The sequence below is a fragment of the Leptonema illini DSM 21528 genome, from assembly GCF_000243335.1.
In the GTDB taxonomy this organism is placed as follows: domain Bacteria; phylum Spirochaetota; class Leptospiria; order Leptospirales; family Leptonemataceae; genus Leptonema; species Leptonema illini.
This window is the reverse complement of record NZ_JH597773.1, coordinates 3,708,135-3,725,711: the sequence shown is the minus strand read 5'-3', so window position 1 is coordinate 3,725,711 and position 17,577 is coordinate 3,708,135. Positions and strand designations below refer to the sequence as shown.

Sequence of the window (17,577 nt, the reverse complement as noted above, 5' to 3'; positions counted from 1 at the left end):
CGGCAACGATGTGCTCGGCATGGCCGATGCCCTTCGCTCAAGACACGCCGTTCGCATCGTCTGCGTTCATTGCGCGGAAGGCATCGAATACACTCCGGCATCGGACTATTTGAAGAATCCTCCCGGCGACGAGTTACTCATTTATCATTATGCCGTTGAGTGGGATGTCGGCGATCAAATCTACAATTCGTTCAATGGCAGGCGCATCCTGCGTTATCATAACGTCACGCCTGCCCGATTGCTGCGTCCGTATAACAGAGCCGTCGCAAACGCCTGCCACCGCGGACGGGAACGCCTGACGGCTCTGCCCGCTCCCGATCTTCTGCTGGCCGATTCAAAAGAGAATGCAATCGACTACACTTCAGTGACAGGAAAGAACCCTGCCACAGAAGTCCTTCCTCCCTTCTCTCAGACAGAATTGCTTCTCTCCATTGAGAACGACGAAAAGCTTGAAGCAAGGCTACAGCATTACTCGGGCAAACGCCTGCTCTTTGTCGGTCGCATCTCGCCGCATAAGAACGTACATGTATTGATCGAGGATATCGATAAAGCTCTTTCTGATACAGCTCCGTTCAGGGATGAGATCGCATCCTTCCGTCTCGCCCAGAGCCGGTGGCAGCGGCTATGGCAGCATGTGTCGAAGGCGTTAAGAATGCGCTTCTTCACAGAGCGAGACCGCAGCGGATCGCATCCCGTGCTTTTTGTTGCTGGGGCGTTTTCGCCCGGCTTTCCGAAATACAACAGGATGGTACGGCGAGCGGCATCCAAGTGTCGTACCCTCGAAGTGATTTTCCTGAACGGCACGTCCCTGTCTCAACTTGCAACGCTCTATCGCATGGCAGATCTTTTTGTAACGGCCTCTTTACATGAAGGATTCTGTGTGCCCGTCATCGAATCGATGGCCTTTGATCTGCCCATGGCTCTGCCCGACTCTGCCGTGTTTCGCGAATCATCCCTCGGACGGGCCCGCTATTTCAAACGCATAACGAAGGCCGATCTGACCGATGAATCAGCCGGAGTAACAGAAGCAGACAACGCGAGAAAAAACGACACCCGCGAGCTTTTCTTCAGTCACTACGGCTCCGCCGTGCTAACGGAGCGTCTGCTTCAGATCGTTTCCGTCATCCGATAAAATCGGGCTGATACTGAAAGATTTGAATACACTCTCCGCCGCGGCTGGCCATATTGATGGCAAGAGCGCTGCCGGGCGAAAAAAACAGATGAGAGCTTTCGATTCCAAGAAGGCGTGAAGCGACATAAGCGATATCGGGCATGTGAAAGATGCAGAGCTGCGCCGACGACTGCACAAGGCCGTCCAGGCCACCGAGGAATTGCTCGGGCGTCACACCGGGCTGCAGTAACGGATCGATACGATGCTGCGTATGCAGAAGAGGCGCGATATGCTCCGCCGTCTGTCGGGCCCGCAATACGGGACTGGAGCGCACCTCCGTCCACTGCCATCCGCTGCTACGCAGCATACGGCCCATCTTTTCGGCATCCCGATGGCCCTTCGCCGTCAGCGCACGTTCGCCGTTCTCGGGTACTTCAACCGCTTCTGCATGTCGCATGAATACGAGTTTCATTGAATTATCACCTGTCTATGGACGAAAATAACAAAGACGCACCTGCCGGAAGCGTTAAAAAGTATTGCCATCTTTCCCGGAAAGTTTTTAGTCAACAGTAAATTCCCACAGTGGGCTGCCATGGTAACGGAACAGGTCGAACGCATCAATCGTAACATTGAAGGGGCGGTGAATCAGGGTCGCTATCTGATTCTGAAAACGCACCGGATGACGGAACTCGTCGAGAAACATATTATGTTCTCTCTTGAGTCCATTCTTCGCAAGACCGAGCATGAGCGGCTCATCCATACTCTGTATACGATCCTTAAAGAGCTTGTCATCAACGGATGTAAGGCAAACCAGAAGCGCATCTTCTTCGACGAACAGAGCCTCGACCTGAACGACGAAAGCCAGTACCATAAGGGCATCGAACTCTATAAAAAGGCCTTCAGCGAAAAGATGGCCCTCGAATACGGTAAAAAGGCCCGCGATCGCGGCCTCTATTGCATGATCGACTTTGAATTCGATAAAGAGGGCATCCGCATCGAAGTCGTGAATAACACGGCCATCATCCCGGCCGAAGAGACGATCATGCGCGACAAGCTGAAAAAGGCCATGGGCTATAACGACCTGGCCGAGTTCTATATGGAACAGGCCATGTCGGGCGATACCGAAGGCGCCGGCCTCGGTCTGGCTCTGATCATCATTCTTCTTAAAGGCGAGGGGATTGATCCGTCCTACTTTCGTATCCTCATCCAGGGCGAGCAGACGATTGCCCGTCTTGAGATCCCATTCAGCGAGCGCTTTCGAAGCAAGCGTGACCATGACGCCCGTCGTGTCGGCGAGCAGGCTTAACCAGCCGATTCGACCGGAAGAAAGAGATTAAGCCCTGAAACGATTCTGCCGAGAATCGTAGGGCCATGATCTCACGCCTTCGCCTCTTCTTTATTCTCTTGCTCTCTCCCGTTGGCCTTCTCGCCCTCTCCGGTGAGCCGCTTGATCCGTTCGCTTACGAACCCGGAGTGGCCAACCCGCTCGGTCCATATCTCATGCAGGACGGCTTAAAAGGCCCGCTCATGCTCATCGCCATGAACGAAAAAGGCCAGATCGTCGAGACGTCGCGCATCCGCTATGATGAAAAAGGTCGGATTCAGAGCGAATCGTTCTATGACGACCGGAACAACTTTACCGGCGAGATCCGTTATACATTCGAAAAAGGCCTGCCCGTCAAAGAAGAATTCTTCAATGCAAAGGCAGAGTCGGTCTCGACGAAGACTCGTCAGTACATGCAGGGCCGCGTCAGTCGTATCGATGTCCATAACGGCAAGACGCTGCAATTTGTTCGCAGCTACACCTATGCGCGAGATAAGATCGCCGTGCGCGAAACCGTGGACAAGAACTCCGACGTGTTTCATATCGCGCTCGATGCAAAGGGCAGACCGACGAAGATGGAGCTGGCCGACGAACAGCGCAAGCCGCTGCAGCAGATCAGTTACTCGTATGATGAGAAAGATCGTTTGAAAGAACGCATCAAGACTTTACCCGACTCTGCGTTCCGTTGTGTCTACGAATACGATGAAACGGGCCGACTGCATCAATACGTCTATTTCGATAAGAAGGGAGACGACTGGGTCAAAACGAAAACGATCCGATTGATCTATCCCGATCGTGTGTGAGGCCCTCAGTTTCCATCAGCGATCTATAAAGCAAAAAGCCCCGCCGAACGGCAGGGCTTTTTCATTCTGTTCGCATGAACAGCGACTTTTCATGTCGAAACTCGCTCACTCAGGCGTTCTCTTTTATCTCCGTGATCAGCTTGGAGATAGCGTCTTTCGCGTCGCCAAGATACATCAGACAGTTCGGATACCCGTACAGCTCGTTATCGATGCCCGCATAACCGGGCCTCAGGCTGCGCTTGATAACGATAACGGTGCGAGCCTTATCGACGTTCAGAATGGGCATGCCGTAGATCGGGCTGTTCTGATCGTGACGTGCGGCCGGGTTCGTTACGTCGTTTGCTCCGATGATGAGAGCGACGTCGGTATTAGCGAAGTCGTCGTTGATCTGATCCATCTCGAGCAGATTCTCATACGGAACGTTCGCCTCGGCAAGAAGCACGTTCATATGACCGGGCATACGACCGGCGACGGGGTGTATGGCAAACCGCACCTGCGCTCCTCGCTTGCTGAGCAGGTCGCTCAACTCACGCACCACGTGCTGCGCCTGAGCCACGGCCATACCATAGCCCGGCACGATGACGACAGTCGAGGCTCCGTCGAAAAGCATGGCCGCTTCTTCGGTACCGATCTCTTTGACGATGATATCGGCCTGCGGTCCGGACGGGCCCTTGCCGGCCGTCTGACCGAAGCCGCCAAGAAGCACGTTCATCAGCGAACGGTTCATCGACTTGCACATGATCTGCGTCAGGATGATACCCGAAGCGCCGACCAGCGAACCGGTAATAATCAAGACGGTATTGCCGAGAACAAAGCCCGTCATCGCAGCGGCGATTCCCGAGTAGGAGTTCAGAAGCGAGATGACGACAGGCATATCGGCCCCGCCGATCGGAATCACAAGTAACACGCCGAGCACAAGCGAGAGAACGATCAGGATCTCAAGCATCGTGAATCCGGCAAGGGCAGAGAGCCCGATCGCATCAAGAGCGGCATAGCTGTCGATAGGCGGAAGGGCGATAAACACGCCGGCAATGACTCCGACCAGAATCAGGAATGCATTCACCGCATGCTGCCCCGGATACATAACGCTTTTCTCGGTAACGATGCCCTGCAGCTTTCCGAAGGCGATCAGCGATCCCGTAAACGTGACGCCACCGATCAATACAGATAAAAAGATCGTCGTGGCAATAAACGGCTCGGAGTCGCCGCCAGAGCTATAAAAGTCGCCCGAAGCGACAAGCAACGAGGCGCCGCCGCCAAAACCGTTCAGCAGAGCGACCATCTGAGGCATGCCCGTCATCTGCACCTTCAATGCAAGCACAAGGCCGATCAGAGCGCCGACAAGCAGACCGGCTGCGACCAGTTCATAAGACAGGATTTCCTGATCGAAAAGCGTCGCGACGATGGCGATCAGCATACCGAGTGCCGAAAGTCCGTTTGCCTGACGTGCCGTCTTTACCTTGCTCAGCTGCTTGATGCCGACGATAAAAAGAACAGAGGCAACCAGATAGGCAAGAATCAATAGATCTTTTGTTTCCATGAAAGGGTTATCCTCACTTCTTCTTGAACATGCGCGTCATACGGTCGGTGACAAGATAGCCGCCGACGACGTTAATCGTCGCAAATACGATGGCCACAAAACCGAGAATGCTCGATATGCTCGTTTCATACCCGAGAATGGAGACGAGATTCGGCCCGCCCGATCCGGCTGAAACGAGGGCGCCTACGACGGTGATGCCCGAGATGGCGTTCGAACCCGACATAAGCGGCGTGTGCAGAGTGGGCGGAACTTTCGAAATCAGTTCAAATCCCAGAAAAATCGAGATCACGAATACCGTGACCAGCATAATGATTTCATGCAGACCCATGAATACACTCCTGTGAGAACGGTTAACCCGCCAGTTCTCTTGTTTTCTCGTGGACGATCTGTCCGTCACGCGTGATGAGAGCGCCTTTGACGATCTCGTCGTTCGCGTCGAGGTTCAGATTGCCTTCTTTCGTCAGGTACTCGATAAGCGCCTGAAGATTGCGGCTGTAAAGCTGACTGGCATGATAGGCCAGTTCGGCCGGAAGATTCGTATGACCGACGATGGTCACACCATGCTTCTTTACGACCTGTCCCGGTTCGGTGAGCTCGCAGTTCCCGCCTGTACCGGCTGCCATATCGACGATGACGGCGCCGGGCTGCATATCTTTCACAACGTCGGCCTTGATCAGCACGGGAGCCTTTCGGCCCGGAACCTGAGCCGTAGTAATGACGGCATCGGCCTCACAGATATGCTTACGCAGGATCTCCTGCTGTTTGGCCAGATACTCGGCGCTGGCCTCTTTTGCATAACCGCCTTCGCCTACAAGACTCTCGTCTTGCGGAGGCTCGATGAACTTTCCGCCCAGCGATTGAACCTGCTCTTTGGTTTCGGGGCGGACGTCAGAGACCTCAACGACGGCGCCAAGGCGTTTTGCAGTGGCGATGGCCTGAAGACCGGCAACACCGGCGCCAAGAATCACTACTTTAGCCGGTGAGATCGTTCCGGCGGCCGTCATGAGCAACGGGAAGATCTTATGCAGATGATCGGCTGCAAGCAGGACGGCTTTATAGCCGGCAAGGTTCGTCTGCGAACTGAGCGCATCCATACGCTGCGCCTTCGTTATACGCGGCACGGCGTCCATCGACAGAACCTGCACGCCCGTAGAGGCGGCCTTCTTAGCCAGATCGACGTTGCTCATCGAGTAGAAGAAGCCGACAAAGATGGCCCCTTTTTTCATCATTTCAAGTTCGCTCTTTCCGGATGACGGATGAACGACGGGTCGGTCGACTTTCAGAAGAACGTCTGCCGTACCGTACAGATCATTCACATCGTCGACAAGAACGGCTCCCTCTTTCTCATAGAGATGATCGGGAAAGCCAGATGCCTCACCGGCTCCTTTCTGGATACGCACGGTGTGGCCGATCTTACGCAGTTTCGAGACGGTTTCGGGCACGATGGCTACGCGCTTTTCGCCCTCAGTTGTCTCCTTTGGAATTGCCAGAATCATACACCTTCCTGCATGCTGTATTTCTTCAATCTTTCAGGAGCGATGAACGCTCTTTAATCAGATAACATCTAACTGCCTGCAAACGGGTTGCCGCTTTCGCAGTCTGCTAAGTGAATACTTTTCAGATACCCCTACCGGGCAATAGAAAAATTTGACCTGTGAAGAGCCTGCTCAGATCCGGTCCTTAGAATCCTATCAGTATATAACGTAAGCGTCAACGACCATACGTACATACCATCCGACCGGAATCCACACACGTCCGTCATCGCCCCAGTCCTTGCCCATCGAATTCTGCAGAAGCACTCGCGCCTTCTTTGCATCATAGCCGATCAAAGCAAAACTCTGTCTTCCCATCACGTCCCCTTCGGGATGGTCAAAGACGTCATCGTCGTACTGCACCAGATTCTCAGGCAGAACAACGCTTGTAATCACGACACGGCCGAGAAGCAGATGGTTGCGGATCTGATCCATATCGGTCAGATCGACCCGTCCAAAGCCCTGTATGCGAAAATTGCGCGCATCGCGAACGGCAAGGCTATCGGGAGAGCGACCATAATCGCCGGGAGTGCGATAGGGAACAAGCGCCGTGCGGGCGCATCCCGATGATTGCAAAAACTTCAGCGTATCGATCATTTCAACGGCCGTCGATTCAGAGCCGTTCAGCATGCGAAAGAGAAAAGACGGCGAACAGCGATAGCTGCTCATCTTCGACCTGTGTAGCATCGAGTTGGCGATATACCCGGCGGCGAAGATCGGTCCGGCCGGCATCATGCCCTGATCCAGTACATCGGGCACGTCATTCAAGATAACGAGTTCGGGCGGATTCTCGGGCGCCGGCGCGATCAGGATGGGCCCGCCGGTGGGGCGAAGAAAATTGCGCGGCTCAACATCTTCGTATCTCCAGGCCCGGTCCGGAGCGCTGCGAAAGAGATTGCGAAAGCCGTCAAAGGTGGATTCGGTCCTACCATCGGCGTAGGTGGTCACGCATCCTGTAAAAAACAAAACAGAAAACAGAAGGCAGCAGCGCGACAGAAAAGGCATAAAGCGAGAATCTGCTTTCAATCAAGAATCGCAAGGCCTTTTCGTTTCTTGAGAAAAGCGGCCTCGCCGCGACAGAGCAGCGCCTTTCAAACGGCTTAATCCAGCTCAAGCAGCAGATCGCTAAAATTGTTCTGACGCAGTGCCTCGTATACAAGCAACGTAACGGCATTCGCGAGATTGAGCGAACGACACCGTCGACTCACCGGAATGCGCAGCAGCTGCTCGGGCGAACGCTGTAGAATCTCTTCGCGTAGTTCCGGAGGAAGGCCATCCGGCTCATTGCCGAAAACGAGGATCGAATCCATGCTATAAGAGTAATCAGTATAGGTTCTGCGGCCAAACCGTGATAAAAAGGCCAGATCCTGCCACCCTTTTCCCTTTGCGGCGATGGAATCCAAAAATGAAGACCAATCGGTCTGCCTTTCGATAGAGATTTCACGGTAATAGTCAAGGCCGGCGCGACGCATGTGAGCATCATCCATCGAGAAGGCCGGTTCGCCAACGATGGTCAGGCTGGCCCCGGTGCAAGCACACAGTCGGATGATATTGCCCGTATTCTGCGGTATCTTCGGCTCGATAAGAACGATCTGCACAGAGCCAGAGCTACCGCGAAGCTAAGAGCCGGAAGTATTTTCTAATTGCTGGAGTACGCGCTGTAAAAAATTTACCGTAATCCACCGTCTGAGGCTCGCCCATGATCTCCGTATCAGAACGCATGAACACCATCTCCCCTTCGCTGACCCTGGCCATCACAGCAAAGGCAAAAGAACTCAAGGCCATGGGTCGCGACGTCATCGGCTTCGGCGCCGGCGAACCCGACTTCGATACTCCGGATTCCATTAAAGAAGCGGCCATCACGGCTATCCGTGACGGGCAGACAAAATACACACCTGTCGGCGGCACCGTTCAACTCAAGAAGGCCATTCAGCAGAAGTTCGAGCGCGAGAACGGCTTCAAATACGGATTAAACGAGATCACCGCTTCAGTGGGCGGCAAACAGGTTCTGTTCAATCTCTTCCTCGCCGTGCTCAATCCGGGAGACGAAGTCATCATCCCCGCTCCTTACTGGGTTTCTTACAATGATATCGTATCCTTCTGCGGCGCAAAACCAGTCGTACTGGAAACGTCGATCGAAGAGAAGTATGTTCCTTCACCGGCAAAACTCGCAGCGCTTATTACACCGAAGACGAAGATGATCGTCATCAACTCGCCATCCAATCCGACGGGAAGCTACTTCGACGAGGCCATGCTGCGACAGTATGCCGATATTCTCTTAAAGCATCCGCATGTTCTCATCGTTTCAGACGACATCTACGAGCACCTGCTCTATGACGGGCTAAAATTTAAAAACATCCTCATGATCGAGCCCTCGCTTCGCGACCGCACCGTCGTCGTTAACGGCGTGAGCAAGGCCTACAGCATGACCGGATGGCGCATCGGTTACGGAGCCGGCCCCGCTCATATAATCGAGGCGATGGAAACGATTCAGGGGCAGAGCACGTCTAACCCTGCCTCCATCGCTCAGACTGCTGCTGCGGCAGCGCTTTCAGGCGATCAATCGTTCATCGGTGATTTCAAACGCATCTTTCAGGGGCGACGCGATCTCATGTTTCGCATTCTTGAAAGCATCGACGGCGTGAAGGTCTTCCTGCCCTCGGGCGCTTTTTATATCTTTCCCGACATCTCGGCCATCTACAACAAGCCGAAGTTCAAGCAGCTTGTTCCGCCGGGAGAGACGTCGATGAGCATGGCCTTCTCAAACCTGCTTATCGAAAAGCATAACGTCGCCGTCGTTCCGGGTATCGCCTTCGGAGACGATCGCTGCGTGCGTCTGTCTTACGCTCTGGGCGAAGAGGCCATCCGTTCCGGAGTGGAGCGCATCGGAACCTTTATTCGCGAGCTCGATTGATGACGATCGGTCCGCTGCGGCAACGTTTATCGGAATTGCAGCCGTTTCTTTCGAGAAACGGCTTCGACTTCGAGAAGGCGGCGGCGCTTGCCGATGAAGGATCGGCCCGGCGCTACTGGCGTGTGCAATCCGCAGGCGGATCGGCGATTCTCTGCCTTGACCTTCCCTTTCAAATTGAGAGCTCTGATTTCGTTCAGATCGGTCGCTTCTTAAAAAAAGAAGGAGCGGCCGTTCCGTCTATCATCGATCTCGACGAGCGCGGATGGCTGCTTCTTGAAGATGCAGGCGCCGAATCGCTCGATTCGCTGTACCGCAAAGACCGCCAGGCCGGCGAGTTAGCCTATACGGCCGCCATCGACGAGCTGGCACGCTGGCATCGTTTGACGGCTCCAAATGTTGTGGCCGGCCGCTTCTTTGATTTCGACAAACTCTGGTGGGAGATGGAGTTCCTCTTTGCCCGCCTGGATCGCCTGAGTGATCGTTTGCACGTAGACATGCGGCCGTCGTTCGAGCTGCAGATGTTTCTGCGCAGCGTCTGCGAGCATCTCGGCAAATCCGAGCCGCGCGTCTTCACGCATCGCGACTTTCATGCGCGCAACATCATGATTCCCGATCCGTCGAATCCACAACGCATCGTCTTCATCGATTTTCAGGATGCGCGTATGGGGCTTCCCTGGTATGACCTCTCATCGCTGCTCTATGATCCGTACAGCGATCTGACGATGGAACAGCGACGGCACTGGCTCGACTATTATCGCTCCATTACGGATCGTCGTCCGGGCGAAGATGGAAACCGTTATTATCTACAGGCGCTTCAGCGCATCTTTAAGGCCCTTGGTAGCTATCTCTTTCTCACGTTTGAGAAAGAAAAGCCCTTCTATGTGCATAGCATCGAGCCCGCCCTGCGACGACTGGAAGAGATCGTGCTGCTCGGACATTTTCCCGATACGGTCTTTCTTTTTGTGAAGGATATGCGCACGCTTCATCTTGATGCACTGCAAGATCTGGCGCAGAGGATCGCTTCGCCGGCATGAACGGGCTGGCCATGATTCCCTGTGCCGGCTTCGGCCTGCGCATGGGCCAGCTTACGGCCGATCGTCCCAAACCGCTTCTTCCGGTTCACGGCGTACCGCTTCTTGCCTATTCGCTTTTTCTTCTGCATGAATGGCAGATCGAACGATGCATCATCAACCTGCATTATCGCGGCGACCAGATCAAAGAATACCTGAAAGACTTTCCGTTCTTCCCGATACACTTCAGCGAAGAGAAAGAACGCATTCTTGGAACGGCTGGCGGCATCCGCTATGCCATGCAGACGACGCCGCTTCAGGGGCAATTCCTGTACATGAACCCCGATACGATCTTCTGGCCCGATCGCCGGCCCGAAGCTCCGGCCGGGTCCAGAGACCTCTTTCTTTATCTATGCCCGAAAGAACCCGGCAACACGGAGCGCGGGTTCGAGCCTGTCGTTGATAGTCTGGCAGATAGTCTGGCCAATCACCTTTCCGAACGTTTTGTGCCGCTGCGAATGGGCGCCGGAAGCTTCTACTACTCAGGCCTTTCGCTTCTTCATACCGATGCCGTCAGCGATATCGAGCCCGGCGCAGTGGCAGAGCTGCGCGACACGTTTCAACGATATGCGGCGATGCCTGGCGATCGCCTGCAGGGCTCTCTCTATTCGGGATTGCGGTATGACTGTGGCAATCTCGAACAATTTGAAGCCCTGAAAAAGGTTGATCCTGTACCGGCCGTGTGGAAAGATCGCTGGTATAGCTTCTTAAATCGGTGGCCGGGCGCCTGCCCGAGCTGAGCATAAACATGATCTCTCTTTCTTCTGCCTTACTGGCCTCGACGATGGCCGTTTCTACTCTGCTTCCAGGATTCTTCAGCGAATGGAAAACGGTTCAGAGCGCCGCATTCGAAGCGGCAAAAGAACCGCAGAAGCCCATCGATGCAAACAAACTCTTTGATGAGAAGGCTCTTGAAAAGGCCAACCAGCGTTTGAAGATCAGAGACCTGACATCCGCAATCACACGTGAGTTTTTTCTCAAAAACTTTCGTAAAGGCGAGGCGCTACTCACCGAATTGAAGGCGTTGAACCCCACAAACGGAATCGATCTCTATTTCCAATCTATCCTCGAGTTCGAGAAAGGCAACTTTGCCACATCCATCTTCATGCTTGAAGAATGCCTCAAAAAAAACAACGAGCTTGATCCGGCGTGGAACATGCTCGGCTATCTCTATTCAAGATCTGGCGATCAGGAGCGAGCGCTGAAGGCCTTCGAAAAGGCCATCGCCTTCGAACCCTATCATCCCGTGTACCGATACAATCATGCCCGCGCCCTCTGGCTTACGGGCTCGTTCTCGGCCGCCCTTGACGAAACGAAAAGAGTCCTTGATCTGCGCGACAACATGCCCGAGGCCTACTTTCTGGCCGGGCTCATCCTTGAAGATATGAAGCGCGAAAAAGAGGCCCTGCCCTATTACCGCCTCGCTGAAGAGCGCGGCCTCAGTGAAGACGATTTCTACGTTCATTACTTTCGCCTCGGTCTGAAGCTTGATAGTAGCGCTGATCTGCTGCGCCTGCTTGAGAAAACCCGCCAGTCGAAGAACCCCGATCTCATCCGCATGCAGGCGACCATTCGCATGAACGCCGGTGAATTCCAGCGAGCCCTTGAGTTCAATCTGCAGCTGCTGAGTAACGGACATTACGTCGAAGAAGATCTGGCCCGTACGGGAGAGCTGCTCTGTCGCACAGGTACGGGAATGTCAGGCCTGCAGGGAACAAAACTCAACGATGCCGCCATCAGTCGCATCAGAGTCGGTTTTGAAAAATGCGAAGGTACGCGCCGCAAAGGCCCCGACGTTCGAGATCCGGTGTTGCAACCGGCCCTCTGAAACAACAACTCACGGGGTAATCACCATGCGCCGAAGGCCGTCTTCAAAGACGATGTTCTGCGCCGGGTTCAGCTTCTGGCAGAGCAGGTAGACCTCTTCCCAGAACGCGGTGCGTTCTTCTTCGCGGGGCATGTCGATGACATATCCGTCGCTTCGATATCTGCCCGTGATAGGATGCAGCTCCACCGCGATTGCCCGCTTTGTCTTCCGGTCGATTCGCAAAACGGCGATCAGGTTATGCGTCTGTTGATAGTTTGCCGAACCGAAAAGAAAATTTCCAAGAGAATAAACGACCGGCCGGCCATTGATAAACTCCGTTCCCTGTGGCACGTGCGGATGGTGACCGATGACGGCATCGGCGCCGTCACGTACAAGCTTGCGCGCCAGATCACGCTGCTCGTTATTGGGGAACAGCTCGTATTCGTTGCCCCAGTGAACACCCACTACGACAAAGTCGGCTTTACTGCGAGCACGTCGCAGCTCGGCGAAAAAAGCGGGCGAAGGGTGTGCTGTTCCAGGCCTTGTCGCCGCCGCAAAGGTATCGTAGCGGCCTACCGTCGAAATCGAAAAGAATGCGATGCGCAGGCCCTGCACCTCGCTAATAAAGGGCTTGATCGCCTCGGCCTCGTTCTTGCCGATCCCCGAATACGACAGCCCTGCCGCCGCAACATGCGTTACCGTTTGCTCGATACCGGGAAGGCCCAGATCAAACGTATGATTGTTCGCAAGAAAGAGCCCCTGAACTTCAAGATGCTTCAGCACGGACAGGTTCTCCGGGTCTGATCTGAATATATAAGTCTTATGGTTAACGCTCTTTCCATCGGGACCAACGACGGTTTCGAGGTTGATGACGCGATAGTCGGCGCCCAGAAAGAGCGGACGTATCTTCTCTACCGGCGAAAGCAGACCGCGCCGACTTTGCTGATCACGCACGCCCCAGAGAAAATGCGTGTCGCCTGCAAAGAGCAGCCGGACCGGCCCACTCTGCTCTTCAGTCGCCGGCGGTAACGGAGCGGACTCAACAATCGGCTGCACGGCCTCCGCTGTCGGCTTCTTATCGGCTTCGCTGACTTCCGGGTTCTGCTGCTGAGACTGTGGCACTTGCGGCGCCTGGGCAAGCAGCAGCACCGGCATAAGCAGCACAGCACTCAGAAAAGAGGATCTATAAAAACGGCGGCCGACAGCCGATCGGGCAGAGCGGCAAACATACGAAAAAAAACGAAGCACAGAATAAAGGAACGGGGCTCCTCTCAGGCGGCAACCGTTTTTAGCTGCTGCACAGAGTTGAAGCCCCGCAATCCCACCGATCTGGTGGCACTCTGCCTTATGAAAAGGCCTTCGAATCGACTCTTACTTGAAGGTCTTCTGAGGCTGAATCTTCAGCGGATCCTTCTCTGTATTGCGTCGGATCATATTCTCATCGGTGGTCGATGCCTTTCCGGTGTTATCCTGAGACGAAGGACGATCCTTGATGTTTGCGACCTGCTCATTTACATCGCCTTCTTCGCGGGTCATCTTGATTGCATCGGTCTCTTTAAGATCATCAATGAAGCTGTTGTATTCCTCGATCTGGGTCTTCTGGAATACGGCCATCTTTTTCAGATGCTCCAGCGATTCCTTCGAAAGCGGTCGGATGGCCTCTTTTGAGATATCGCCCTTATCGGTGACCGAAAGCTCACCCCTGCCGTCAAGAACGACGGATTGACCTTTGCCGTTCTTCACCTCAATCGCACCATCATACAGCGCAAACGTGGACTCGGTCTTGCTTTTTACGTCTACCATGAAGCTCGTTCCACGAACGGCAGCGACCGAGGTCGGCGTGTTGATCGTGAACTCAGAATCCTGCTTCAGCCTTTTGAGAAAGACCGTCGACTTGCCGGACTTCTGATCGAGCTCAACGCCCTCTGCATCAACACGCTTCAGGGCGAATTCCGTATTGGCGCTGAGACGCACAATGCCCTGATCTTTGACGAAGATCTCTGCCATCGCCTCGGCTCCCGTACGAATCAGCTGCCCTGCTGTGAGGACCTGACCGGCAGCAGCGGTGCGCACCGTTTCGCCCTCAACAACCTTTACGTCGCCTTTTGTAATCGTCAGGCGTGCAACAGGGGCAGAACCTTCGACAACGGCCTTTTGCTCTTTATTGCCACAGTAGGCCAGCAGGGCGAAACTTACAAGCAACGCCATCCAGCCTTTTTTCATCATAAAATCCATCATAACATTCCTCCGGCCGTCAATACGGTCATGATCCATACCGTGCAGGCTTGCCCTGTATGGATGCTCCGCATATCTATAGACAGATAAGCGGCGCCTTTTTCCATCTTTTTTTTTCAAAAAACGCCTGTCAAGAAGCCTGCAGGCGGATGATCATCTCACATTTTCCCTGTCGGTGCATCAGGCAGCCATTTGGAGCCGGATCAATAGAGTAGCCGATGCCCAGGGCCTCGAACCAACCGATAATGCGCTCGACGATACCGCATTCGTACCTCTCAATCTGCCCCAGCCGTTTCACCCCGTCATGAGCAAAGCATCGCGGTACATTCCATACAAAGAGGTTGTCCCCCGGAAAATCAAACTCGAAGCGCATGAAGCTGCCTCGAATGAGCCCAAAACCCGTCGTAACGAAATGCCGGATCTCATCGTAACTCTCAACCGTGCGCATACCAAGCAGCTTCTTAATGCGCTTTGCCTCGATGGCAGCCATGGAGCGAACGGCCGCTCTGTTGATGCGATTTGTCTGTTCGATTCCGAATTCCGCAACGCAATGGCTGAACCACATCGCATCATGCGTCATCCAGCCAGCATTCAAAAGGTCTCTGATCTCTTCTTTTTCGATCTCTTCGAGCTGCCTGATCGGCTTTTCTGATTTTCCCTCTTTCATATTTCCCCCTATAAAATATAAAATAGAATTACAGATAGAATAACCGTTACAGGCCCGGAGCCCCGGCATCCGACGAAACCTCTCGATCAGTATGGATGGGCGATCGTCCCTTTACGACCCGGCGCCCAGACCCGAAAAGACGATCCGTAACGAGCGAGCATAGGCCTCAGGAAGGCCTTGAAAATCACGCGACGCCAGAAGGCCGGCGACTCCGAAGAAAACACTGCCCACCGAGATCATCGCCTGCTCCAGATCCATAGCAGGCAGCTCGCCCTGCCTGATCGCATCGGTCAGACCGAGCTGTATCAAGCCGCGGATGCCGAGATCTGAGATGTCTTCCATACCCGGAACACGACCGAAAACCATCACCTTCTCACAGGGACGAAGAGGCGGAACAAACTGAGCCCGGCCTGGAATATCGGCCCGCGCCTGATACGAGAGAAGCTCTTTCATCAGATAGGGATGCTGCTCGGCGATGCGACCGGTATAATTATAGAAACCTCGCAGCATCTCCAGCCCTGAAGGGGTGCTGCGATTGAATAGAGCGGCGTCGATGCTCCAGAGCCGCACGAATAAGAAAAGCAGATCGTCTTTCTGTGGATAATAATTGAAGAAAGCCGATTCGCTCACCTCGGCCCGCCGGCAAAGATCTCTCACGCGAATCTGATGAATCGGAGAGTGCTGTAGTTCTTCGAGCAGTGCGTCCAGCAGACCGAGCCGGGCGCGGGCATACTTGATATCGCGGACCGAGAACTCCGACAGGTCTTCTTCGGCGTAACGCTGGAAGACGGTCGTCTGCATGAGCAGACTGGATCAGGCTTCAAACTTGCAGTCAACTCCATTTTTTTCAACAACAGGTGGCGAACCCGACCTGAAGCGCAGGAGCGACTTCTAAGGCGGGCTCTCGCAAGCGATAGAGATTTGCTGATTTACTGATCTGCGGACTCTCTGAAAGTAACAGATCGAAAACTAACGTGTCAGCGTGAGCTGATACATGGCAATCGACAGGCTGACGGCGGCGTTCAGGCTTTCGATCTCTTCTGACATGGGGATGCTCAGCGCCTTCACAGCTCCCTGCTCGGCGAGCTCGCGCAGGGAATCGGGTATGCCCCTGCCCTCTTCGCCGACGATCAGACCAAAGGCGGTCGCCGGCCGACTCTGCTCGGGCAACGCCTGCCCGTCACGATCGAGATAGAAGATCGGAGCTTCAAGAGCCTTTCCCGGCCCACCGCCCGGTAAGCCGGCACGCATTTCGCCCAGTACGTTAGCAAGCTTGAGTATAGACGGCCCGCGGCGATAGTTCAGACGCAGCGAGGCTCCGGACGACGCCCTGATGACGGTGGGCAGGTACGGAGAGGCCGCTTCTTCAAGAAGAATGATCTCTTTGAATCCGAAGGCAAGTGCGGAGCGCAAGGCAAGGCCCATGTTCTCGGGATCGCCCAGCGGCAGAAAGAGCGTGGGCTCGGTCAGCGCAGAGGCATCCCACTGTATAATGGGATTCACCTTGTAGAGCAGATAGGGCGGCTCGAAGCCCTTCAGACCGAGGCCGTCGATCAGCGGACCGGAAAGCACAAGCAGATCCATGCCAGCCGGAAGCCGCTCCTCCCGGGCAATGTCGGTCATGGCATCGTCGGCAAGGCCTTTCTTCACAGACCGCTCTTCGAACAGCACGGCCTCGACGTTTTCGGGCGTCTCGTTCAGCACCTCATCGACGACGCGTCGCCCGTAGACGAGTGTCTGCCCTTCTTTCATGATGGAGCGCGCTCCGCCCTGCATGATCTTCTTCAGCGATTTATAACGCACGTTCTCGGCCGACGTGATATGCAGTGCATGCTTCCACTGCTCGGCCGTCTCGCCATAGGGATAGAGCCTGCGCCCGCGCCCCGGCTCGGACGTGCGCCTGAAGACGACAAGGCGACGTCGATCGCGCTCCGATCCGGGTAGCGTATAATGCTCATCGAGCACAAGCTCATAGGGCTCTGCCTGCATCTCCCGGATCTCGTCGTCGCAGTGAGGGCCCTTCATAAACAGAAGCAATCCGCCTTTTTCGAGAGATCCGCTGACGCGCTCAGCCGTGCCCGTCATGCCTTCGACGGCTCGCGTGATGACGGCACGCACAGATACGGCGTCGGTGGGTTGCAGCTTGCGCCAGTAGACGGTGACGTTCGAGAGGCCAAGCTCGGCCGCCGTTTCTTTTAAATAAGCACAGCGGTTCTCGCGGCCTTCTACAAGATACCAGGCCGTATCGGGCGATTCGATGGCCAGAGGCATTCCTGGAAAGCCGCCGCCTGATCCCAGATCCATGACGGGGCCCTCAAGCCGCAGGCCGCTTTTTGAAAGCAGCTCGGTTACAAGCAGGCAGTCGACGTAATGCTTGCGCACCATCGTCTCGTAGCTATAAAGCCGCGTGAGATTGAGCTCGCGGTTGCGCTCGCGTAGAATGCGATGAAAGGACCAGAGTCGATCAAGGGCATCTTTCTTTAAATGGATGCCGGCCGAGCGTAGATCCGCAGCCATCCGATCCTGATCGATCTCTTTCATACCTCCACTTTTCCCGACGCCCGCCGCCGGAGA

The 17,577-nt window shown here is 54.8% G+C and carries 18 protein-coding genes; 7 read left to right on the top strand and 11 right to left on the bottom strand.

Annotated features, from left to right (window positions below):
• The first annotated feature begins 19 nt into the window (after positions 1–19).
• Positions 20–1,132, top strand: coding sequence for a glycosyltransferase (locus LEPIL_RS17275; protein ID WP_002774454.1), 1,113 nt, complete (start codon positions 20–22; stop codon positions 1,130–1,132).
• Here LEPIL_RS17275 and LEPIL_RS17270 read toward each other — a convergent pair.
• Positions 1,122–1,583, bottom strand: a complete 462-nt coding sequence (locus LEPIL_RS17270; RefSeq protein WP_002774452.1) for a SixA phosphatase family protein — start codon at positions 1,581–1,583, stop codon at positions 1,122–1,124. The two genes, LEPIL_RS17275 and LEPIL_RS17270, sit on opposite strands and share 11 nt — an antisense overlap.
• Before the next feature lie 120 nt (positions 1,584–1,703).
• Between LEPIL_RS17270 and LEPIL_RS17265 the strand changes: the two genes are divergently transcribed.
• Positions 1,704–2,417: a hypothetical protein gene (locus LEPIL_RS17265; RefSeq protein WP_002774450.1), complete on the top strand. Its 714-nt coding sequence runs from the start codon at positions 1,704–1,706 to the stop codon at positions 2,415–2,417.
• Between the two features lie 65 nt (positions 2,418–2,482).
• Entirely contained in the window at positions 2,483–3,238 is a 756-nt protein-coding gene (locus tag LEPIL_RS17260) for a hypothetical protein (RefSeq protein WP_002774449.1), read from the top strand.
• 109 nt (positions 3,239–3,347) lie between these two features.
• Here LEPIL_RS17260 and LEPIL_RS17255 read toward each other — a convergent pair whose 3' ends face one another.
• The 5 genes from LEPIL_RS17255 to LEPIL_RS17235 all read right to left on the bottom strand — a co-directional run bounded on the left by LEPIL_RS17255 (position 3,348) and on the right by LEPIL_RS17235 (position 7,908).
• Positions 3,348–4,778, bottom strand: coding sequence for an NAD(P)(+) transhydrogenase (Re/Si-specific) subunit beta (locus LEPIL_RS17255; RefSeq protein WP_002774448.1), 1,431 nt, complete (start codon positions 4,776–4,778; stop codon positions 3,348–3,350).
• A gap of 13 nt (positions 4,779–4,791) precedes the next feature.
• The gene (locus LEPIL_RS17250) at positions 4,792–5,100 is read right to left on the bottom strand and encodes an NAD(P) transhydrogenase subunit alpha part 2 (RefSeq protein WP_425435261.1); all 309 of its coding nucleotides are present in this window, start codon (positions 5,098–5,100) and stop codon (positions 4,792–4,794) included.
• A 28-nt stretch (positions 5,101–5,128) separates the two neighbouring features.
• Positions 5,129–6,274, bottom strand: a complete 1,146-nt coding sequence (locus LEPIL_RS17245; protein WP_002774446.1) for a Re/Si-specific NAD(P)(+) transhydrogenase subunit alpha — start codon at positions 6,272–6,274, stop codon at positions 5,129–5,131.
• Between the two features lie 195 nt (positions 6,275–6,469).
• Positions 6,470–7,258, bottom strand: coding sequence for a C1 family peptidase (locus LEPIL_RS17240; RefSeq protein WP_157135106.1), 789 nt, complete (start codon positions 7,256–7,258; stop codon positions 6,470–6,472).
• A gap of 152 nt (positions 7,259–7,410) precedes the next feature.
• Positions 7,411–7,908 carry a tRNA (cytidine(34)-2'-O)-methyltransferase gene (locus tag LEPIL_RS17235; protein ID WP_002774443.1) on the bottom strand — a complete coding sequence of 166 codons (498 nt, stop codon included), beginning with the start codon at positions 7,906–7,908 and terminating at the stop codon, positions 7,411–7,413.
• Between the two features lie 101 nt (positions 7,909–8,009).
• Between LEPIL_RS17235 and LEPIL_RS17230 the strand changes: the two genes are divergently transcribed.
• Genes LEPIL_RS17230 through LEPIL_RS17215 form a run of 4 tightly spaced genes read left to right on the top strand, consistent with a single transcriptional unit; the run spans position 8,010 to position 12,122 of the window.
• On the top strand, positions 8,010–9,224 hold the full coding sequence (locus LEPIL_RS17230) for a pyridoxal phosphate-dependent aminotransferase (protein WP_002774441.1): 1,215 nt from the start codon (positions 8,010–8,012) through the stop codon (positions 9,222–9,224).
• Positions 9,225–9,259: 35 nt separating this feature from the next.
• Positions 9,260–10,258, top strand: coding sequence for an aminoglycoside phosphotransferase family protein (locus LEPIL_RS17225; protein ID WP_179117383.1), 999 nt, complete (start codon positions 9,260–9,262; stop codon positions 10,256–10,258).
• Positions 10,255–11,034, top strand: a complete 780-nt coding sequence (locus tag LEPIL_RS17220; RefSeq protein ID WP_002774438.1) for an NTP transferase domain-containing protein — start codon at positions 10,255–10,257, stop codon at positions 11,032–11,034. The genes LEPIL_RS17225 and LEPIL_RS17220 overlap by 4 nt, the downstream gene beginning before the upstream one ends.
• Positions 11,035–11,042: 8 nt before the next feature.
• On the top strand, positions 11,043–12,122 hold the full coding sequence (locus LEPIL_RS17215) for a tetratricopeptide repeat protein (RefSeq protein ID WP_002774437.1): 1,080 nt from the start codon (positions 11,043–11,045) through the stop codon (positions 12,120–12,122).
• A 9-nt stretch (positions 12,123–12,131) separates the two neighbouring features.
• On the opposite strand, the gene LEPIL_RS17210 is transcribed toward LEPIL_RS17215, so the two are convergent.
• The 5 genes from LEPIL_RS17210 to rsmG form a co-directional block, all read right to left on the bottom strand.
• On the bottom strand, positions 12,132–13,223 hold the full coding sequence (locus tag LEPIL_RS17210; RefSeq protein ID WP_157135105.1) for a CapA family protein: 1,092 nt from the start codon (positions 13,221–13,223) through the stop codon (positions 12,132–12,134).
• Between the two features lie 249 nt (positions 13,224–13,472).
• Positions 13,473–14,339, bottom strand: coding sequence for a FecR family protein (locus LEPIL_RS17205; RefSeq protein ID WP_002774434.1), 867 nt, complete (start codon positions 14,337–14,339; stop codon positions 13,473–13,475).
• 127 nt (positions 14,340–14,466) lie between these two features.
• Positions 14,467–15,003 (bottom strand): DUF6125 family protein, encoded by a 537-nt coding sequence (locus LEPIL_RS17200; RefSeq protein WP_002774432.1) that lies wholly within the window; start codon positions 15,001–15,003, stop codon positions 14,467–14,469.
• A gap of 111 nt (positions 15,004–15,114) precedes the next feature.
• Positions 15,115–15,804: a TetR/AcrR family transcriptional regulator gene (locus tag LEPIL_RS22515; RefSeq protein ID WP_002774429.1), complete on the bottom strand. Its 690-nt coding sequence runs from the start codon at positions 15,802–15,804 to the stop codon at positions 15,115–15,117.
• Between the two features lie 168 nt (positions 15,805–15,972).
• On the bottom strand, positions 15,973–17,544 hold the full coding sequence (gene rsmG / locus LEPIL_RS17190; protein ID WP_002774428.1) for a 16S rRNA (guanine(527)-N(7))-methyltransferase RsmG: 1,572 nt from the start codon (positions 17,542–17,544) through the stop codon (positions 15,973–15,975).
• Positions 17,545–17,577 lie beyond the last annotated feature (33 nt).